This window comes from Janthinobacterium sp. FT14W (assembly GCF_009208755.1).
Lineage (GTDB): Bacteria > Pseudomonadota > Gammaproteobacteria > Burkholderiales > Burkholderiaceae_D > Janthinobacterium > Janthinobacterium violaceinigrum.
This window is the reverse complement of the sequence record NZ_WFLL01000002.1, coordinates 114,582-132,809: the sequence shown is the minus strand read 5'-3', so window position 1 is coordinate 132,809 and position 18,228 is coordinate 114,582. Positions and strand designations below refer to the sequence as shown.

General features: G+C 64.2%; 21 protein-coding genes. 18 read left to right on the top strand and 3 right to left on the bottom strand.

The annotated features are described in order from the left end of the window. Positions 1–31: 31 nt before the first annotated feature. The 5 genes from motA to GCN74_RS02770 are packed head-to-tail and all read left to right on the top strand — an operon-like array spanning position 32 to position 3,417. Positions 32–946 carry a flagellar motor stator protein MotA gene (gene motA, locus GCN74_RS02790; protein WP_034757817.1) on the top strand — a complete coding sequence of 305 codons (915 nt, stop codon included), beginning with the start codon at positions 32–34 and terminating at the stop codon, positions 944–946. Continuing rightward, complete coding sequence (locus GCN74_RS02785) at positions 873–1,934, top strand: flagellar motor protein MotB (RefSeq protein WP_152255257.1); 1,062 nt, start codon at positions 873–875, stop codon at positions 1,932–1,934. Before motA ends, GCN74_RS02785 begins: the two co-directional genes overlap by 74 nt. 16 nt (positions 1,935–1,950) lie before the next feature. Then, positions 1,951–2,241 (top strand): flagellar biosynthesis anti-sigma factor FlgM, encoded by a 291-nt coding sequence (flgM, locus tag GCN74_RS02780; RefSeq protein WP_152255256.1) that lies wholly within the window; start codon positions 1,951–1,953, stop codon positions 2,239–2,241. Continuing rightward, positions 2,238–2,678, top strand: a complete 441-nt coding sequence (gene flgN, locus GCN74_RS02775; protein WP_152255255.1) for a flagellar export chaperone FlgN — start codon at positions 2,238–2,240, stop codon at positions 2,676–2,678. Before flgM ends, flgN begins: the two co-directional genes overlap by 4 nt. Further along, complete coding sequence (locus GCN74_RS02770; protein WP_152255254.1) at positions 2,665–3,417, top strand: glycoside hydrolase family 73 protein; 753 nt, start codon at positions 2,665–2,667, stop codon at positions 3,415–3,417. The genes flgN and GCN74_RS02770 overlap by 14 nt, the downstream gene beginning before the upstream one ends. Positions 3,418–3,423: 6 nt before the next feature. On the opposite strand, the gene flgA is transcribed toward GCN74_RS02770, so the two are convergent. After that, complete coding sequence (gene flgA / locus GCN74_RS02765) at positions 3,424–4,071, bottom strand: flagellar basal body P-ring formation chaperone FlgA (RefSeq protein WP_152255253.1); 648 nt, start codon at positions 4,069–4,071, stop codon at positions 3,424–3,426. Positions 4,072–4,325: 254 nt separating this feature from the next. Here flgA and flgB point away from each other — a divergent pair, with 254 nt between their 5' ends. From flgB to GCN74_RS02700, 13 genes are all read left to right on the top strand, one after another. Then, complete coding sequence (gene flgB, locus GCN74_RS02760; RefSeq protein ID WP_034758109.1) at positions 4,326–4,688, top strand: flagellar basal body rod protein FlgB; 363 nt, start codon at positions 4,326–4,328, stop codon at positions 4,686–4,688. Positions 4,689–4,696: 8 nt separating this feature from the next. Beyond that, entirely contained in the window at positions 4,697–5,113 is a 417-nt protein-coding gene (flgC, locus tag GCN74_RS02755; RefSeq protein ID WP_152255252.1) for a flagellar basal body rod protein FlgC, read from the top strand. A 3-nt stretch (positions 5,114–5,116) separates the two neighbouring features. After that, positions 5,117–5,770, top strand: coding sequence for a flagellar hook capping FlgD N-terminal domain-containing protein (locus tag GCN74_RS02750; RefSeq protein ID WP_152255251.1), 654 nt, complete (start codon positions 5,117–5,119; stop codon positions 5,768–5,770). Between the two features lie 58 nt (positions 5,771–5,828). Continuing rightward, positions 5,829–7,007 (top strand): flagellar hook protein FlgE, encoded by a 1,179-nt coding sequence (locus GCN74_RS02745; RefSeq protein WP_152255250.1) that lies wholly within the window; start codon positions 5,829–5,831, stop codon positions 7,005–7,007. A 26-nt stretch (positions 7,008–7,033) separates the two neighbouring features. Further along, on the top strand, positions 7,034–7,762 hold the full coding sequence (locus tag GCN74_RS02740) for a flagellar basal body rod protein FlgF (protein WP_152255249.1): 729 nt from the start codon (positions 7,034–7,036) through the stop codon (positions 7,760–7,762). A 32-nt stretch (positions 7,763–7,794) separates the two neighbouring features. Further along, entirely contained in the window at positions 7,795–8,583 is a 789-nt protein-coding gene (gene flgG, locus GCN74_RS02735) for a flagellar basal-body rod protein FlgG (protein ID WP_170909686.1), read from the top strand. 11 nt (positions 8,584–8,594) lie between these two features. Continuing rightward, complete coding sequence (gene flgH / locus GCN74_RS02730) at positions 8,595–9,257, top strand: flagellar basal body L-ring protein FlgH (RefSeq protein ID WP_193316940.1); 663 nt, start codon at positions 8,595–8,597, stop codon at positions 9,255–9,257. Between the two features lie 9 nt (positions 9,258–9,266). Then, positions 9,267–10,379 (top strand): flagellar basal body P-ring protein FlgI, encoded by a 1,113-nt coding sequence (locus GCN74_RS02725; RefSeq protein ID WP_152252585.1) that lies wholly within the window; start codon positions 9,267–9,269, stop codon positions 10,377–10,379. Further along, on the top strand, positions 10,376–10,768 hold the full coding sequence (locus GCN74_RS02720) for a flagellar biosynthesis protein FlgJ (protein WP_413541517.1): 393 nt from the start codon (positions 10,376–10,378) through the stop codon (positions 10,766–10,768). The genes GCN74_RS02725 and GCN74_RS02720 overlap by 4 nt, the downstream gene beginning before the upstream one ends. An 81-nt stretch (positions 10,769–10,849) precedes the next feature. Further along, entirely contained in the window at positions 10,850–12,211 is a 1,362-nt protein-coding gene (flgK, locus tag GCN74_RS02715; protein ID WP_152255247.1) for a flagellar hook-associated protein FlgK, read from the top strand. Between the two features lie 10 nt (positions 12,212–12,221). After that, entirely contained in the window at positions 12,222–13,133 is a 912-nt protein-coding gene (flgL, locus tag GCN74_RS02710; RefSeq protein WP_152255246.1) for a flagellar hook-associated protein FlgL, read from the top strand. 5 nt (positions 13,134–13,138) lie between these two features. Then, entirely contained in the window at positions 13,139–14,182 is a 1,044-nt protein-coding gene (locus tag GCN74_RS02705; protein WP_226938835.1) for a hypothetical protein, read from the top strand. 152 nt (positions 14,183–14,334) lie between these two features. After that, positions 14,335–15,435 (top strand): glycosyltransferase family 9 protein, encoded by a 1,101-nt coding sequence (locus GCN74_RS02700; protein WP_152255245.1) that lies wholly within the window; start codon positions 14,335–14,337, stop codon positions 15,433–15,435. Here GCN74_RS02700 and GCN74_RS02695 read toward each other — a convergent pair. Beyond that, positions 15,420–17,585 (bottom strand): putative bifunctional diguanylate cyclase/phosphodiesterase, encoded by a 2,166-nt coding sequence (locus GCN74_RS02695; RefSeq protein WP_319633444.1) that lies wholly within the window; start codon positions 17,583–17,585, stop codon positions 15,420–15,422. The two genes, GCN74_RS02700 and GCN74_RS02695, sit on opposite strands and share 16 nt — an antisense overlap. A gap of 116 nt (positions 17,586–17,701) precedes the next feature. Next, positions 17,702–18,157, bottom strand: coding sequence for a hypothetical protein (locus tag GCN74_RS02690; RefSeq protein WP_152255244.1), 456 nt, complete (start codon positions 18,155–18,157; stop codon positions 17,702–17,704). Between the last annotated feature and the right edge of the window lie 71 nt (positions 18,158–18,228).

Below are 18,228 nucleotides of genomic sequence, written 5' to 3'. Positions count from 1 at the left end.
TGCAGCACAATGACGCAGAAAGGCAGTTGACATGGTAATTATCGGTATCTTAATCGTGATGGGGTGTGTATTCGGAGGCTTCGCCCTGATGGGCGGCACCGTCCACGCGATCTGGCAACCGGTCGAGTTGATCATCATCATCGGCGCCGCCGTCGGCGCCCTGGTGCTGGGCAACCCCAAGCATGTACTCGGTGAAATGCTGCACCAGATGCGCAAGATCGTCACGCACAAGAAGCAAGGCTCGGAATTCCAGCGCCAGTTGCTGCTGCTGATGTATGAACTGCTGCAAACGGCCGCCGGCGGCCTGAAGGCGCTGGACGCCCACGTCGAGGCGCCGCGCGAAAGCGCCCTGTTCCAGCGCTATCCGCTGGTGCTGGAAGAGCCGAAGCTGCTGGCCTTCATCGTCGACAACTTCCGTTTGATGGCGATGGGCAAGATCAACGCGCATGAACTCGAAGGCGTGCTGGAACAGGAACTGGAAGCCATCCACGACGAACTGCTGCAACCGTCGAAGTCCCTGCACAAGATCGCCGAAGCCATGCCCGGTTTCGGTATCCTGGCCGCCGTTCTCGGCATCGTGATGGCCATGAATTCCGTGGCCGACGGCGCCGATGCGGCGGAAATCTCGGAAAAAGTGGGCGCCGCCATGGTCGGTACCTTCATCGGCATCTTCTTCTGCTACGGCGTGCTCGATCCGATGTGCAACATGATGAAACAGCTGGTGGGCGAGGAAGGCTCGACCATGGAATGCGTGAAGGTCGTGCTGGTCACGCACGTGGCGGGCAAACCGCCCCTGCTGGCCATCGATGCGGGCCGCCGCCTGGTGCAGCTGAACATCAAGCCGAGCTTCGCGCAGCTGGAAAGCTGGATCAATGCGCTGGAAGATGGCGGCGCCGAGCAAGAGCAAGGCCAAGGCCGGGGAGGCCGCCGTGCTAAAGCCGCATGAGAAACATGAACAGGCCATCATCAAGCGTGCCGGCCGCAAGCATGACGACGATGGCCACGGCGGCGCCTGGAAAGTAGCGTTCGCCGACTTTTGCCTGGCCCTGCTGTCGCTGTTCCTCGTGCTGTGGCTGATGGCCGCGCGCGAGCAGCAGGCGATGAAGGAAATCATGATGGATGCGTCGGCGGGCAGCCGCCAGGGCGAAGGCCAGGGCGTCATGCCGGAACAGAAAGGCGGCCCCCGCGGCAGCCTGATCGAGCGCTTCCCCATGCCCCGCAAGGGCACGGGCGACACGCGCACGGAAGGCAAGCAGTCGCAGGACGGCAAGGCCGGCACCGCGCCACAAAACCAGACCAAAGTCAGCTATCAGTCGCCGGAAGACTTGATGGCCCTTTCGCGCGCGCTCGACAAGCTCAGCGATGAAGCGGGATTGAAGAGCAACTTGCAGTCGGTGATCACGCCGTACGGCTTGCGCGTCATGCTGCACGATACGGACAAGCAAGGCATGTTCGTGCGCGGCAGCGCCGTGCCGACGGACCGATTCCGCAAGCTGCTGCGCCAGATGGGCCCCGTGTTTGCGCAAATGGAAAACCAGATGCTGATCGTGGGCCATACGGATTCCCTGCAATACGCCAATAACGGCTATGAAGGCTATTCCAACTGGACCCTGTCGGCCAACCGCGCCATGTCGGCGCGCGCGCAATTGCTGATCGGCAGCATGAGTCCGGACAGCGTGCTGCAGGTGGTGGGCATGGCCGACCGCGCGCCGCTGGACGTGAAAAATGCCAGCGCGGGCATCAACCGCCGCATCGAACTGTTAATATTGACGCGTGGTCAGGCCGACAGCATTGCCGCCATGTTCGGCATGGCCGGGCAAAAGGTGCAAGGCGAAGAGCTGCAGGTGGGTGAGCCGGATTCGGGAACCTTGCAGCGCCTGCGCGAAAAACTGGGCCTGCCCGCAAAGAAGGAGCGGGATGAGCATGCAAATTAAGGGCAAGGGACAACGTATGAAAATCTCCTCGGGCAATACCGGTGCTGCCGTACGCAGCAGCGCCGTCGCGCCTGCCGAGGCGATCGCCGAGCACGCGGGCGCCGCAGGCGCCATGGCAGGCTCGTCGGCGGGAGCGGAACTGCAATCGGCCGTGCTGCAACCGGCCATGGCCGCCCTGCGCGCCATGCCCGAAATCGACCACGACCGCGTGGCCATGCTGCGCGATGCGCTGGCCAAGGGCGAGTTGCCGTTCGATCCATCGAAACTGGCGGGCCTGATCCAGCGTTTCCACGGCGGTGAATCGTGACCGCGCCGCGCAAGGGCATCACGCGCCAGGAAGCCGTGCGCCGCGTGCTGCACGGCATGCAGGAAGACAGCGTCGGCTATGCCGCCCTGCAAACCTTGCTGGAGGAACAATTCCAGGCCACCCTGCACCACCGCAGCACGCAGCTGACGGCGCTGGCCGAGCAGGTGATCGCCGCCGTCGAGCCCCTCGATGCGCGCCGCCGCCAGCGCGTCAGCCTCGTCACCGCCCTGCTGGGCCCGCAAGGCGATATGGCACAATTATTTGCGTTGTTGCAAGAAGACGCGCGCAGCAAGGCCGAGGCCGACTGGGCGGCGCTGGAACAGATGGTGCTGGAATGCAAGCGCCTGAATACCCGCAACAGCGATTTGTTAACAGAGCAGTACAGCATCATGCAGCGCGTGCTGCATGGCGAGGAAGATACGTATGCGCCAGGCTGATTTTTCACAGATGCGCGCCATGGCCGCCACGCCGTCGACGATGGCGACGCATGCCGTGCAAAGCAATATGCACGCGACCCCTGCCACCGTGGCCGCCGGCAGTTTCGGCAGCGTGTTCCGGCAGGTACAGGGCGAAGTGGCCCGCTTCATCGAGCAGGGCGGCGGCAACGCCACCCATTTGAGCCCGCAAGGACGCGCCTACCTGGAGCAGAGCCAGCCCGTCAATGTGCTGGGCAGCATCAACCAGGGCGGCGAGATCGGCGAAGTGCAGCAGCAATTCCTCGCCTCGATCAAGCCGTGGACGGAAGAAACGGGCGCGCGCCTGGGCGTGGCGCCGGAAATCGTCGCCGCCCACGCGGCGCTGGAATCGGGCTGGGGCCAGCGTCCGCTGCGCCAGGGCACGGGCGCGGACACGAACAATCTGTTCGGCATCAAGGCTGGCGGCAAGTGGCAGGGCGACGTGGCCAGCAACCTGACGACCGAATATGAGGCGGGCAGCGGCACGGCGCTGAAGAAAACAGAGCGTTTCCGCAGCTATCCGGACCAGGCCAGCGCCTTCCGCGACTATGCGCAAGTGCTGCTGGACAATCCCCGCTACCGCGCCGCCCTGAACACGGGCACGGACGCGGGCGCCTTTGCGCAGGGCCTGGCGCGGGGCGGCTATGCCACCGATCCCCACTACGCCGCCAAGCTGACCCAGCTGGCGACGCGCTTGCAGCGCACGGCCGCCACAGACTGATCTTCCTTAACGGCCGGGAATTTCGGCCGGTTCCACCACGCCCGCATCGACCACCCTGGCACGTATCACCGTGCCGCTGGTGGCGTTGCGCACGCGTATCACCTCGCCCAGCGCGCCCGGGTCCATCGCTTCGCCGGCCATGCTCACTTCCACCTGCTCCTTGCGCGCCACGATGCTCACCGCGGTGCCCCGCTTGATCAGCATCGGCGCAGCCAGCTGCCCCTGGCGCAGTACTTCGCCGGCACGCAAGCTGCGCCGGCTCGACAGGCCGATGGCGCCAGGCAAGGAGGAAATGCTGTCCGGCACCATCGTCACGTCGCGCCGCGCCAGGGTCACGTCGCCCGCCTGCAACGGCGTATTCGCCGTGACGGGCGCGTTCGTCACGGCCACCTGGGCCGTGATCGTGCCGCGCGCCAGCATTTCATAGCGCCAACCGTTGCTTCCAGGACACACTGCCACAAAGCGCATGCGCTGGGCCGAACGGCTGTCCGCCGTTTCCAGCGCAACGGGCGCCGCGCACGCGGGCAAGGGGCGCGTGCTTTTCACCACGGTCACTTGAAACTGGGGTTCCAGCAGCCCTGCCGTGGCCGCCTGCTGTGTCAATTGCTCGCGCGCCAACTGTTCCACACGCGAAAATATATTGTCGGCTGGCAATTCTGCGCGTCCTGCACTACTATATAGGCTGGTCAGAAAAAATAGGCCCGGAAGCAGTATATGAGGACGTGGCACCCTGTTTCGGATCATCGTAATGCTGTTGAAATGAATCATTGCTAACCTTAATCAAAAATACTGAAGCGGCATGACCTTACCATGCGTCAACATGACCAGGCTGGGATTTTACCTCTGCACCACCTATTTTCTAGCCCGAACCGCAAAAAGCACGATCGAATTCAATACAAAGGATGACCATGGGGATTAATTTCAAGGACGCGCTGGGCGTGCATGCCGATGCACTGGCGCTGCGTGCCGACCGTACCCGCGTGCTGGCGGCCAACATCGCCAATGAAAACACGCCCGGCTTCCAGGCCATGGACATGGATTTCGGCAGCGCCCTGCAGCAGTTGCAGGACAACGAAGCGGGCCTGCTGTCGACCGATGACGACGCCAGCGCCCTGTACCGCGTGCCCTACCACCCCAGCCGCGACGGCAATACCGTCGAAATCGGCGTCGAGCAGGCGGCGTTCTCGCAGAATGCCACCGACTTCCAGACCAGCCTCACTTTCGTCAACATGAAACTGAAGGGTCTGTCCAAGGCCATTTCCGGACAATAAGGATCAGCATGAGCTTCCAGGATATTTCCAAGATCGCCGGTTCGGCGATGGCGGCGCAAACCGTGCGCCTCAATACCATCGCCAGCAACCTGGCCAATGCCGATTCCGTTGCCGGCTCCGAAGCCGAAACCTACCGCGCGCGCAAACCCGTGTTTTCCGCCGTGATGGATGGCGCCGGTGCCAGCGGCGCCGGCGGCAGAGTGCAGGTGCTCGACGTGGTGCAAAGCGATGAACCGTTGCGCAAGGTCTATGAACCGGGCCACCCGATGGCCAATGCCGATGGCATGGTGTTCTACCCCAACGTCAACCAGGTTGCCGAAATGACCGACATGATGTCCGCTTCGCGCGCGTTTGAAACAAATGTTGAAGTTCTGGGCCGCATCAAGTCGATGCAGCAATCGCTCCTCAAATTAGGTGAAGCATAATCCATGGAAACTAATCTCTTTACAAACAACACCGGCGGCAGCAACAGCGGCAGCAATGCCGTCAAGTCGCAGAGCAATGCCACCCAGGACATGTTTACCAAATTGCTGGTCGCGCAGATCAAGAACCAGGACCCTCTCGCGCCGACCGACCCGAGCCAGTTCGTCAACCAATTGACGCAGCAGGCCCAGACGGAAGCGATGCAGAACCTGTCGGCGCTGACCAGCGCCAATGCCAGCGTGCTGCAATCGATGCAGGTGCTGGCCCTGGGCGCGCAAGTGGGTTCCGAAGTGATGGTCAACAGCGAAACGGTGCAGCTCGACAAGAGCAAGGTCAGCGGCAGCATCGCGCTGGCCGCCGGCACCACCAAGACCACCGTCACCCTGAAAGGCATTGACGACAAGGAATACAAGATCGAACTGGGCGCCAAGACCGCCGGCACCGTGCCCTTCACCATCGATCCCGTCGCGCTGGGCTTGCCTGCTGGCACCTACACCATGGCGGTCACCACCAATGGCACCGAAAAACCAACGGTCGACATCGCAGGCAAGCTCAACAGCGTGCGCCTGTCGTCCAGCGGCAGCATGATCCTGAGCGTGTCGAACCTGGGCGAAGTCAACCCTGGCGCGATCACCGGTTTTAACGGTAAGACGGCCTGATCCGCCCTTCCCTTCGTTTCCTGAACACTAATCTCGTCCTTCACTAAAGGAAGTCAACATGAGTTTCGACATCGCCCTGTCCGGTATCCAGTCCATCAACCAACAGTTGAACAGCACCAGTAACAATATCGCCAATGCGGGCACGTATGGCTTCAAGAGCAGCCGCGCCAACTTTTCGGCCATGTACGCCGGTTCGCGCGCCACGGGCACGGAAATCGGCTCGCTGACGCAGAGCATGTCGCTCAATGGCGGCGTGCTGAACACGGGCCGCGCGCTCGACGCGGCCATCGATGGCCGCGGCTACTTCGTCACGCGCGATGCGCAAAACACCATGAACTACAGCCGCGTCGGCATCTTCTCGGCCAGCAATGAAGGCAAGCTGATCGATGCGAATGGCCGCCTCGTGCAAGGCTATGCCGCCGTGAAAGGCAGCACCACCCTGGGCACCATGGGCGACATGCTCATTCCAACGGGCCAGATTCCCGCCGTGGCATCGACCAAGCTGGCGTATGCCGCCAACCTGTCGTCCGAATGGACCGTGAAGACCCCGGCGTTCGACAAGGGCAATGAGCTCAGCTACAACAGCGGCAAGTCCTCGATCGTCTACGATTCGCTGGGCACCAAGCACTCTCTGGGCCAGTTCTTCGTCAAGACGGCGACGGGCGTCGACGTGCACTACACGTTCGACAATGTCGACGTGACGCCGGTGACGAACATGACGTTCGACACCTCCGGCAATCTGCTGACGGGAAAAACGGCCTCGCCGACCCTGCCCACGCCGCCTGGCGCGGCGCCCATGACGATCGCCATCGACTACACGGGCACCACCCAGTTCGCCGGTGAAGCGACCACCTCGACCGACCGCGCCGACGGCTATGCCTCGGGCACCTACACGGGCGTGGAACTGGCCAACGACGGCTCCGTCGTGGCGAAATACACGAACGGCCAGAAACAAAGCATCGGCGTGATCGCCCTGGCCACCTTCCCTGACGAAGGCGCGCTGACTGCCGTCAACGATACCAGCTGGGTCGCCTCGACCACGTCCGGCACCGCCATGTACGACCGTCCCGGCGTGGGCATGGCCGGCAAACTGGTGACGAGCTCGCTGGAACAGTCGAACGTCGACATCACCTCCGAACTGGTGGGCCTGATGACGTCGCAGCGTAACTACCAGGCCAACTCGAAGGTCATCTCGACCGAGAACGCCATGCTGCAATCGCTGATGCAAGCGCTGTAATCCACGATACGCAAAGGTAAAGAGCAATGGATGCGCTGATTTATACCGCCATGAGCGGGGCCGACCGCGCCCTGCGGGCACAGCAGGTACACGCCAACAACCTGGCCAATATCGAGACGGGCGGCTTTCGCGCCAACATGGAAGTGTCCACTGCCCAGCCGCTGCAAAACGGCTACGGCTACGACGACCGCCACATGACGCAGACGCAGTCGAGCGCCATCGGCACGCGCACGGGCACCATCAAGGAAACGGGACGCGAACTCGACGTGGCCGTCACGGGCCACGGTTTTCTCGCGGTGCAATGGCAAAACGGCGAAGCCTACACGCGCGCCGGCGCCATGGACCTCGATGAAACGGGCGCGCTGACCATCAACGGCCGTCCCGTGCTGGGCGAAGGCGGTCCCATCACGATTCCCGAGCACACCAGCCTGTCGATCGGCGCCGACGGCACGATTTCCATCCAGGTGCCGGGCACCGCGCAAATGCAGACGGTCGACAAGCTCAAGCTGGTCAATGCGGAAGCGGGCGAGCTGACCAAGAACGAGGCGGGCCTGATCGTGGCGCGCAGCGGCGAAGACTTGCAGACCGACCCCACGGTACGCCTGCGCGACCGCCACCTGGAAGGCAGCAACGTCTCGGCCGTCGAGGAAATGGTCGCCACCATGAGCCTGAACCGCAGTTTCGAGATGCAGATGAAAGTGTTCAAGGCCAGCGACTCGATGACGGAATCCGGCAACCGCCTGCTGGGCGCTTAAGCCCAACGCCAACCAATTATCAGGAGTAAACCATGAATCCAGCAATGTGGATCAGCAAGACGGGCGTGCAGGCACAAGATGCCAAACTGCAAGCCATCGCAAATAACCTGGCCAACGTCAATACCGTAGGCTTCAAGCGCGACCGCGTCGTCTTCGAAGACCTGTTTTACCAGGTCGAGCAGCAGCCGGGCACGCAGCGCGCCGACAACACCCTGTCGCCGTCGGGCGTACAGCTGGGTAACGGCACGCACATGGTGGGCACGCAAAAGGTATTTACCACCGGCAGCCTGCAAACGACGAGCCGCGAATTCGACGTGGCCATCACCGGCAACGGCTTTTTGCAAGTGCTGCGCCCGAACGGCGAAGCGGCCTACACGCGCGCCGGCCAGCTGGGCATCAATGAAAACGGCGTGATGGTCAACGCCCAGGGCTTGCCCCTGGTGCCGCAGATCACCGTGCCGAACAATGCCACGGCCATCACCATCGGCGAAAACGGCATGGTCACGGCCACCGTGCCGGGCAACGTCAACGGCACCCAGCTGGGCCAGCTGAACCTGACCAGCTTCGTCAACCCGACGGGCCTGCTGGCACTGGGCGAGAACCTGTTCCAGGAAACGGCATCGAGCGGCACGCCGACGGAAGGCCGTCCCGGCGAAGGCGCCCTGGGCAAGCTGAAACAGTTCGCGCTGGAAGGCTCGAACGTGCAGGTGGTCGAAGAGATGGTCGACATGATCGCGGCCCAGCGCACCTATGAGATGAACACCAAGGTGCTGTCGGCCGCCGACAATATGCTGCAATACCTGGCGCAAGCGGCACGCTGATGACAGTCGCCATGAAAGCCACGGCGGGCATGCTGCTGGTATTGCTGGCCGGTTGCGCCAGCCAGCCGGCCGCGCCGGTAGCGCCCAGCTTTTCCGATACGCCGCTGCCCGTGGCGCCGCGCAGCGCTGCGCGCGGCGGCACGGGTGGCGGCGTTTTCAATCCCGACGCGGGCCTGGACCTGATCTCGGACAGCCGCGCCTTCCGCGTGGGCGACGTCGTCACGGTGGCCCTGCAGGAAACCACGCAGGCCAGCAAGAAGGCCGGCACCTCGTTCAACAAGGGCTCGTCCGTCGGCGTGAAGGCGGCCAATATCCTCGGCAAGACCCTGCCCAAGACGGGCGTCGACCTGTCGGCCGACCGCAACTTCGCGGGCGACTCGACCAGCACGCAGCAAAATGCGCTGTCCGGCGCCATCACCGTGATCGTGCAGGAAGTGCTGCCGAACGGCTTGCTGCGCGTCCAGGGCGAGAAAACGCTGACCCTGAACCAGGGCGAAGAATTCGTGCGCCTGCGCGGCTACCTGCGCGCGGCCGACATCGATTCCAGCAACCAGGTCTCGTCCTTGCGCATCGCCAATGCACAGATCGCCTATTCCGGCCAGGGCACCCTGGCCGAAGCCAATACACCAGGCTGGCTGACGCGCTTCTTCGTCGGCCCATGGATGCCGTTTTAAGGTGACCTCATGAAATTTCGTTCCGCCCTGCCCCTGGCAGCCATGCTGGCCGTGCTCTCCGGCCTTGCCCTGCCCGCCAGCGCCGCGCAGGTGCTGCGCAACCTGGTCAGCATCGAGGGCGTGCGCGACAACCCGCTGGTCGGCTACGGCCTCGTCGTGGGCCTGAACGGCAGCGGCGACACCACCCAGGTGAAGTTTTCCAGCCAGTCCGTGGTCAATATGCTCAAGCAGTTCGGCGTGAAGATGCCGGACGGCGCCGAAGCGAAAAGCAAGAACGTCGCCACCGTCATGGTCAGCGCCGTGTTTCCACCAGGATACCGCCGTGGCCAGGCCATCGACGTCACCGTCTCGTCGCTGGGCGATGCGAAAAGCTTGCGCGGCGGCACCTTGCTGCTGACCCAGCTGCGCGCGGCCGACAATGAAACGTATGCACTGGCGCAAGGCAACGTGGTCGTCGGCGGCCTCAACGCCACCGGCAAGAGCGGCTCGTCCGTCACCGTCAACACGCCCACCTCGGGCCGCATTCCCAACGGCGCCAACATCGAGCGCGAAATCCTCAGCGATTTCTCCACCAAGCCGACCGTCACCCTGAACTTGCGCCACCCGCATTTCGAGACGGCCATCAATATCGTCGAAGCCGTCAACCGCCGCTTCGGCGCCGTCGCCACCACGCGCGACGCCACCAGCGTGGAAGTGCTGGCGCCGGAAAACCCGACCCAGCGCGTGGCCTTCATGGCCAAGCTCGAAGCGCTGTCCGTCGATGTGGGCGTAGACACGCCGAAAGTGGTCTTCAATTCGCGCACGGGCACCGTGGTCATCGCCGAAGGCTTGCGCGTGAAGGCGGCCGCCGTCACGCACGGCTCGCTGAAAGTGGTCATCTCCGAAAGCTCGGCCGTCAGCCAGCCGGCGCCGTTCGGCCGCGGCCAGACCACCGTCACGCCGCAGTCGAAGGTCTCCGTCGACCAGGGCAACGGCAATATGTTCAAATGGCCGGCCGGCGCCAAGCTGCAAGCCATCATCGACGTGGTCAACAGCCTGGGCGCCTCGCCCGATGACATCATGGCAATTTTACAAGCCCTCGACCAGGCAGGCGCCATCGAAGGCGAACTGGTGGTCATATGATGAATATCAACGACAGCAGCAGCGCCCTGCCCTCGGCGCTCGACGACCGCTCCCCTGCGGCGGCCACGCCGGCCGACCCGCGCTATGCGGCCAAGGCCACCGAGGCGGCCGTCAAGTTCGAAGCGTTCTTCATCTCGCACATGCTGCGCCAGATGCGTTCGGGCACGCGCGAGATGGCGGGCGAGGACAGCGTCTTCAAGGACCCCATCAACAGCGACATGCTGGAAATGGCCGACAACCTGGTGGCCGACAAGATGGCCGGCCAGCGCGCCTTCGGCATCGCCGACGCCATCCTGCGCCAGCTGCTGCCGGCAGCGGGTAGCCCCGTGGCCGCCAAAAGCGCTGTCAAGACCGACAATATTGCAGCGCCGCTTAATAAATCCGTCTGAAGCGTCGCCTGTACAAGGTAACAACGATTCAATGCCTGCCCTCCCGCACGCGCCACTCTCTTCACGAAAGAAACTTGCCCAATGAGCATCATCAGCAATGCATTGTCAGGCAGCATCGCCGCCCAGGCCGCACTCAATGCGGCCAGCCAGAACATCGCCAACCTGCAAACGGCAGGCTATACCCGCCAGGGCGTCCTGCTGACCTCGCTTGGCGCAGGCGTGGGCGTGCGCTCGGCAGGCAATGGCGTGGAAGTGTCGGCCCTGCTGCGCTTTGCCGATGCCTATAAAAGCCAGCAAATGTGGCGCGCCGCGTCCGACCAGGGCGCCCGTTCGCAGACCCAGCCTTACCTGACGCAGCTCGAGCGCGTGATGGGCGACGATGCATCCAGCATCAGCAACGGCATCGACGGCTTTTTCGCCGCCCTCAATGCCTCGGCCGTCGACCCCACGTCGACGCCGCTGCGCCAGCAGATCGTCACCTCCGCCGACGCCATGGCGCAGCGCTTCAACAGCATCAGTACCGTCATGAGCAACCAGTTGCTGTCGGTGCAGCAGCAACGGGCAGCGATCGTACCGCAAGCCAATACCACCCTGGCCAATATCGCCGCGCTGAACCAGCGCATCAGCACTTCCACGGCCGCGGGCACGAATGTGTCGTCGCTGATGGATGCACGCGACCAGCTGATCGACGGCCTGGCCGCGCAGATGAGCATCGAGGTGCTCGACCAGCCGGACGGCTCGCGCAATGTCTCGCTGAAATCGGGCCAGCCGCTGGTCATCGGCAGCATAGCCGGCACCCTGAGCAGCAACATGACGAACACGGGCCAGCAAACCCTGAGCCTCGATTTCGCCAAGTCCTCGTACACGCTCGATCCGGTGGCCATCGGCGGCCAGATGGGCGGCCTGGGCGAGTTCGAGCAAAATACCCTGAAACCGCTGCAGCAGTCGCTGCAGGACATGGCCACTGAGCTGACCAACAAGGTCAACGCGCAACTGGCACTGGGCAAAACCATGGCGGGCACCGCCGGCGGTCCCCTGCTGACCTATGCAAACGGCAAGCTGAGCATTACCCCCGGCTTCAACGCCAAGGACCTGGCCCTGTCGCTGACGGGCGCGGCTGGCGACAGCGGCAACCTGCAGAAACTGATCGATATCAAGAACCAGCCGATCACGGTCAGCTGGGTAGGTTCCGTCCTGATGAGCGATGCGGATACGCAACTGGTCGGCAAGCTGGCCATCTACAGCCAGCAGAACCAGGCCCTGCTGAAAACGGCCAATACGGTGCGCGCACAAGCCATCGACGACTGGAAGTCCACCAGCGGCGTGAACAAGGACGAAGAAGCGATGAGCCTGGTGGAATTCCAGAATATGTACCAGGCAAACATGAAAGTCATTTCCGTGGCGAATACCTTGTTTGATGCCACTTTGCAAATGATGGGTTAAGGAGAAGCATATGCGTGTCGCCAGCAGCCAGTACCAATCGCTGATCAATATTTCACTCCAGCAAAACCAGGAACGCATCAATTACCTGACCCAGCAGATGTCGTCGGGCCTGCGCATCCAGCTGCCATCGGACGATCCGATCGGCAACGTGCGCATTTCGCGCCTGACGCGCGAGCAAGCCATGGTGACCCAGTACCAGGACAATATCGCCACGGTCAAAGTGCGCCTGCTGAAAAACGAGAACTACCTGTCGAGCATGGTTACCGACATGGGCCAGGCGCGCGACCTGCTGGTGTGGGCCGCCGACGGCAGCAATACGCCGGGCGACCTGAATGCGATGACGCAATCGCTGACCGCCATGCGCGACAGCGTGCTGTACACGGCCAACCTGAAGGACCAGGAAGGCCGCTACATGTTTTCCGGCACGGCCACCGACCAGGCGCCCATCAAGTACGATCCGGCGGCAGCGCCCGGCGCGCGTTACAGCTACGTCGGCAATACCGACACGCAGACCGTCGTGGTCGGCAATGGCGTGACGCAGGCGGCCAACGTCGACGTGAAGAACCTGGAAGTGTGGCTCAACAAGATCGACCTGGTCGCCACCACCCTCGGCACGCCGGGCGTCAACCCCAACGATCCGGCCGTGCGCGCCATCGTCAACGACGGCCTGGGCGGCACCGATGATGGCATGGATTTGCTCTCCGGCAAGATCGCCATCTTCGGCGGCGCGCAAAACATCCTCACCACGCTCTCCGGCAACCTGGCCAATGTCTCGCTGTCGAACGATTCGGCCCTGCTGGACCTGAAAAAGACCGACATGGGTGCTGCGGCCATCGAACTGACCGGCTACCAGACGGCCCTGCAGGCTACATACAAGGCCTACACCAAGGTTGGCACCATTTCCCTGTTTGATCTTCTCTGACCATCATGCAAATCGTTCAGACCTCTTCCTCTTCCGGCGTCAATGCCAAAGGCGCCGGCACAGCCCGCGTCGTCGATGACGCGTCCGCCGCCATCAACGGCAATGCCGGCGCGCGCAGCGAGGCGCCGGCGGCGAGGAGTTCGACGGCGAGCCTGCAGCGTGGCCTGAGCAACTGGGATCACCAGCTGCAGGGAGAGATTTCCAACGCGCAGCAAACGCTGGACTACCTGGAACGCAGCAGCAGCCAGCTGCAGGCGCTGAAGAGCGAACTGGCGGCCAAGCTGGCCGCGCGCCAGGGCCGCGAGGGGCAAGTCGAAGCACGAGTACGCCAGTTCAGCAATACCTGGCGCCAGCGCGCCAGCGCCTCGGGCGGCACGCTCGATGCGCAGCTCAGCTATAGCAGCCCGCAGGCGGCCCAGCAGCAGTTCAGCATCCGCGGCCTGACCATGGCCAGCCTGCAGGAAGGCCCGCAGGAAGTGCTGGCGTTTTCCGTGGGCGGCGCCAACCAGGCCTTGCGTTCGGTAAATATCGAACCCGGCCTGAGCGAGAGCGAAATCGTGTCCCGCTTCGACCGCGCGTTGATGCCGTCAGGCATCAGCGTCAAGCGGGGCGAGAACGGCGAACTGGTATTCAGCACGCCGGAAGCCAACTGGAACAACGTGCGCGACAGCCTGTCCGTGCGCGGCAGCGGCGTGCGCTACCCGACCGGCCAGATGAGCCGCGTGCGCACGGATGCGGAGCCGGCCGCCATCGCCCCGGAAGAGTGGAATACGGGCGACGTGGAAGCCCTGCGCGCCACCTTGCAGCAAGTGGTGCAGGCGCTGGCGCAACTGCAGGCGGCGCGCAGCTCCGTCAGCCTGGCCCTGGCGCAAGCCACGGGACGGGTCGCCCGCGCGCAACCGGTGCAGGTGAATGTCAGCATGGATACGCTGGCGGAAAACTTCACGGAAAAGGCCAGCCAGCCCGGCTATGAATCGCTGCTGGCGATCAGTTCCGCGCTGGTCGGCATCAGCCGCGAACGGGTGGTCGCCCTGCTGGGCCTGGAATAAGCTCCCTCCCCCTGCGTGCGCCGCCCTGGCGCACGCAGCAATAAAACCGGCGCGCCCCCTATCTGCGGGCCGTGGAAATCCGTAAGATGCTGCTGTCGCTTGCTCATTGACAAATACGCCAGCGCATCCCGTCTTCCACTTCCGGAGTTCCCTTGATAAAAACCGCCGCCCGGCTGCTCAGTTACGCCCTGCTGGGAAAATCCGACAAGCAGCCCCTCGATATCGCCAAGGTGCGCAAGGTATTGATTTTGCGCAACGACAAGATCGGCGACATGATCGTTACCTCGGCGCTGCTGCGCGAGCTGAGAAAAAACTATCCGCACTGGCAGATCGACGTGGCCGCCAGCAGCGCCAACCGCGATGTCATCGCCGATAACCCGCATGTCAACGAGATCCTCATCTGGGACAAGCAGCCGCTGCTGCGCGACTTGCGCACCACCATCGCCGACCTGCGCCGGCGCCGCTACGACGTCATTTTCAACCCCTACAACCGCTTTTCGATTCCCTTGCTGCTGCGCATCAAATGGCTGGGCGCGCGCTATTTGACGGGCTTTGCCATTCCCAAGTACGGCACCTCGACCGCCAATCTGGGCATGTTCGACCATACGGTGCCGTGCGACCGCAGCCGCCACATCCTGCACAGCTTTTTCGCCACGTTCGGGCAATTCGGCTTGCGCGACATCGACATGCGCTATGAACTGTTCGGCGTGGACGCGCACGCTGCCCGGGTCGACGCCGCCTGCGACACCCTGCTGCGCACGCACGAGGGCTTGTTCTGCCTCAATTTCCAGGGCAGCAATGCGCAACGCACGGTCAGCGTGGCCGACGCCCAGCGCTGCGCCGCCGCCCTGGCCGCGCGCTATCCGCGCCATGCGCTGCTGGTGGTCGCCGCGCCGGGCACGCAGGAGCGCGCCGCCGAGATCGTGCGCGGCGCCGGCCATGCGAATGTGATGAGCGCGCCGCCCACGGGCCACATCCTCGAACTGGCGGCCCTGATCCGCCGCTGCGAACTGGTCGTGTCGCCCGACACGTCGGTGATCCACCTCGCCTCGGCGTATGACAAGAAGATCATCGGCTACTACATCCGTACCGACAACTACCGCTGGTTTTACCCGGCCAGCCGCCGCTACGCCGTCATCCTGGCGCAGGGCCTGACCCTGGCCAAGGTCAGCGCGGCCGAGACCCTGGCCGCCGCGGAGCAGCTGATGGAGGGCGACGGGCCGCTGGAGGTGACCGTTCAGGCCGCCGATTGAGCCGCCAGCAGGCGGTCCATCTGCCCCGCCGGCAAGGCGCGGGAAAAGAAATATCCCTGCGCATAGTCGCAGCCGGCAGCGCGCAGCAGGTCGCGCTGCGATGCCGTCTCCACGCCTTCGGCCACGACTTTGAGCCCCAGGCGCTGCGCCAGCGCGATCAGCGCTTCGCACAGGCCCAGCCCCGCATCATCGCGGTCCAGTTCGCCAACCAGCGCGCGGCCGATCTTGAGGAAGTCGAGATCGGCCGTTTTCAGGCACGCGAGCGACACCTGGCCGCTGCCGAAATCGTCGAGCGCCAGCGCCAGGCCCATGGCGCGGAACTGGCGCAGGCGCTCCACCACCTGGCGCGCCTCGTCGAGCAGCACGGCCTCCCGTGTTTCGATGACGATGGCGCCGGGCGCCAGCCCCTGGCGCGCCAGGTGCCCGCCCCAGTCCTGGTACAGCGCGGCGTCGCAGCGAAATTCCACGGCCGACTTGTTGATGCTGATCTGGAACGCGGCGCCATGCTCGTCCTGCCACTGCCGCGCCTGGCGCACGACCTGGCGAAACACCCACTCGCCGATATCGATGATCAGGCCGTTCGCCTCGGCAAAGGCGATGAAATCGGCGGGCGCCAGCAAGCCGCGCAGAGGATGGCGCCAGCGCAGCAACGCCTCGGCCCGCTCGATGGAGCCATCGCACAGGCGGATGATGGGCTGGTAATGTACTTCGAACTGGTCCTGCGCCAGCGCCACGCGCATCTCGCGCACCGTGAGGCGGCGCAGGTCGGCCGCCTGCTGCAAGGCGGGCGTGAAATAGCTGTAGCCGTTGCGCCCGGCACTCTTGGCCGCATACATGGCCTGGTCCGCTTGCCGCAGCAGGGTGTCCGTTGCCTCCGCGTCGGACGGATACAGCGCCACGCCCACGCTGGCCGACACTTGCGCCGTATCGCCATCGAGCACGAATGGCAGGGCCAGCGCGGCCGTCAGTTCCTGCAGCACGCGCTCGATGCCGCCCAGCTGGCCCACGCCGGCCAGGATGACGGTGAATTCATCGCCGCCCAGGCGCGCCACCGTATCGGTGGCGCGCACGTGCCCGCTGATGCGCTGCGCCGCCTGGCGCAGCAGCATGTCGCCCTTCTCGTGGCCCAGGCGGTCATTCACCTGCTTGAAGTGGTCGAGGTCGATGAACAGCAGGGCCAGGCAATTACCTTCGCGCCGCGCATGGTGCGCCTCGTGCTGCAAGCGGTCGAGGAACATCTGGCGGTTCGGCAAGCCTGTCAGCGAGTCGAAATTGGCTTGCCGCCAGATGCGCTCGGACGCCGCGCGCTGCGCCGTGATGTCGCTGACCAGCGCCAGCGCCCCCAGGTAGGTGCCGCCGGAGTCGAAGATGGGATTGGTGGCCAGGGTGGCCCACAGGGTGCTGCCGTCGCGCCGCAGGAACTTGAATTCGTGGCGCTCGGCAATGCCGTCCTGGCGCCGCGCAATGTTGCGCGCCATCAGGGCCCGCCCCTCCTCATCCATGAAGGCGGCCAGCGGCTGGCCCAGCATCTCCTCGATCTGGCAGCCCAGCATGTGCGCCATCTTGGGATTGACAAAGCTGGTCAGCGCCTGCGCATCGATTTCCCAGATGCCCTCCTCGGCGCTGTGCACGATGCGCCGGAAGCGCTCTTCGCTGCGTTCCAGCGCGGCCAGCTTGCCCTCGGCCTGCTCCAGCACGAGGCGCAGCGCCTGGCCGTTCGGGTCGGCGCTGCCCAGCAGGCTGACGGGCATGCCCGCCTCGCGCGCGCCGGGACGGGGCCGCACCTGCAGCTGGATGCGCTCGGGCTCGCTGCTATTGAGCACGCGCTGCACGAACCGGTCGTAATCGTGGCGGAACGCCTCATGCACATAGGAACGGAACAGCACATGGCCGGGATGGCCGCGCGCCAGGCCGAACAATTCGGCCGCCACCAGGTTGACCTGCAAGATCACGCCGTCGAGGCCCAGCACGAAATAGGCGACGGGCGCCAGCAGGTACAAATCGCTGAAATAGGCTTGCTCGCGTTCGGCCTTCATCCGCTCCGGGCTGAAGACGCCATCGTCCAGCAGGGGCGCGGCATGCGGCAGCAGGCCGTCGTGGCCGCGCGGGGAGGAATCCGGAGCAGGTACCGCTTGCGGAGGCATGTCCATGGCTGTCCTTTGCACCGCCGCCCAGGCAAACAGGTGGGTGCAGTAGCGAGACTAACACGCGCCACGCGCAGTGTCGAGCCATGCCTGCCATGCATAACATTTCTGCAACATGGCCGTCAGCGGCCCATGCCCCGCCGGCGCAAGCCGAAATCATGGCCCACCACCAGCAAGGTGCTGGCCACCAGGCTGGACAGCCCCACGATCAGCTGGATCAACTTATCGTCAGGCAAGATCCACAGCGACGAAGCCGGCGTCCCGCAGCCCGTGGCCGCGCTGATCAAGGGAGACACCCAGGCCGCGTCCGGCGTCACGTCCAGCACGACGGCGCCGTCGGCGCTCGTCTGCATGTAGATGTCGCCGCCCTCGGCCAGGGTAAAGCAGATGCCCACGCCCGTTTCCGTGGCGCGGATATTGTCCTGCATGCTGCGGTTATGTTCCTCGATCCACACTTCCACGTCGTACGGCGTTTCCAGGTGTTCCCACGGACGGGGACGGAAACGGGGACGTTCATCCCCGCTGGCGGGGGTATCGGCGGGGGTATCGGGGATGTTGCTGTCTGCTGCGCCTTGCATGCTTGTCGACCTCTTCTGCGGTGATGCGGCGGGACCGGTTGCCCGCCAGCCGCCATTATCCACCGTTCGCG

Excerpts from the sequence above, each read along its gene's own strand:
- motA (WP_034757817.1), top strand. The coding sequence starts at position 32 with ATGGTAATTATCGGTATCTTAATCGTGATGGGGTGTGTATTCGGAGGC.
- GCN74_RS02785 (WP_152255257.1), top strand. The coding sequence starts at position 873 with ATGCGCTGGAAGATGGCGGCGCCGAGCAAGAGCAAGGCCAAGGCCGGG.
- flgM (WP_152255256.1), top strand. The coding sequence starts at position 1,951 with ATGAAAATCTCCTCGGGCAATACCGGTGCTGCCGTACGCAGCAGCGCC.
- GCN74_RS02770 (WP_152255254.1), top strand. The coding sequence starts at position 2,665 with ATGCGCCAGGCTGATTTTTCACAGATGCGCGCCATGGCCGCCACGCCG.
- flgB (WP_034758109.1), top strand. The coding sequence starts at position 4,326 with ATGGGGATTAATTTCAAGGACGCGCTGGGCGTGCATGCCGATGCACTG.
- flgC (WP_152255252.1), top strand. The coding sequence starts at position 4,697 with ATGAGCTTCCAGGATATTTCCAAGATCGCCGGTTCGGCGATGGCGGCG.
- GCN74_RS02750 (WP_152255251.1), top strand. The coding sequence starts at position 5,117 with ATGGAAACTAATCTCTTTACAAACAACACCGGCGGCAGCAACAGCGGC.
- GCN74_RS02745 (WP_152255250.1), top strand. The coding sequence starts at position 5,829 with ATGAGTTTCGACATCGCCCTGTCCGGTATCCAGTCCATCAACCAACAG.
- GCN74_RS02740 (WP_152255249.1), top strand. The coding sequence starts at position 7,034 with ATGGATGCGCTGATTTATACCGCCATGAGCGGGGCCGACCGCGCCCTG.
- flgG (WP_170909686.1), top strand. The coding sequence starts at position 7,795 with ATGAATCCAGCAATGTGGATCAGCAAGACGGGCGTGCAGGCACAAGAT.
- flgH (WP_193316940.1), top strand. The coding sequence starts at position 8,595 with ATGAAAGCCACGGCGGGCATGCTGCTGGTATTGCTGGCCGGTTGCGCC.
- GCN74_RS02725 (WP_152252585.1), top strand. The coding sequence starts at position 9,267 with ATGAAATTTCGTTCCGCCCTGCCCCTGGCAGCCATGCTGGCCGTGCTC.
- GCN74_RS02720 (WP_413541517.1), top strand. The coding sequence starts at position 10,376 with ATGATGAATATCAACGACAGCAGCAGCGCCCTGCCCTCGGCGCTCGAC.
- flgK (WP_152255247.1), top strand. The coding sequence starts at position 10,850 with ATGAGCATCATCAGCAATGCATTGTCAGGCAGCATCGCCGCCCAGGCC.
- flgL (WP_152255246.1), top strand. The coding sequence starts at position 12,222 with ATGCGTGTCGCCAGCAGCCAGTACCAATCGCTGATCAATATTTCACTC.
- GCN74_RS02705 (WP_226938835.1), top strand. The coding sequence starts at position 13,139 with ATGCAAATCGTTCAGACCTCTTCCTCTTCCGGCGTCAATGCCAAAGGC.
- GCN74_RS02695 (WP_319633444.1), bottom strand. The coding sequence starts at position 17,585 with ATGGACATGCCTCCGCAAGCGGTACCTGCTCCGGATTCCTCCCCGCGC.
- GCN74_RS02690 (WP_152255244.1), bottom strand. The coding sequence starts at position 18,157 with ATGCAAGGCGCAGCAGACAGCAACATCCCCGATACCCCCGCCGATACC.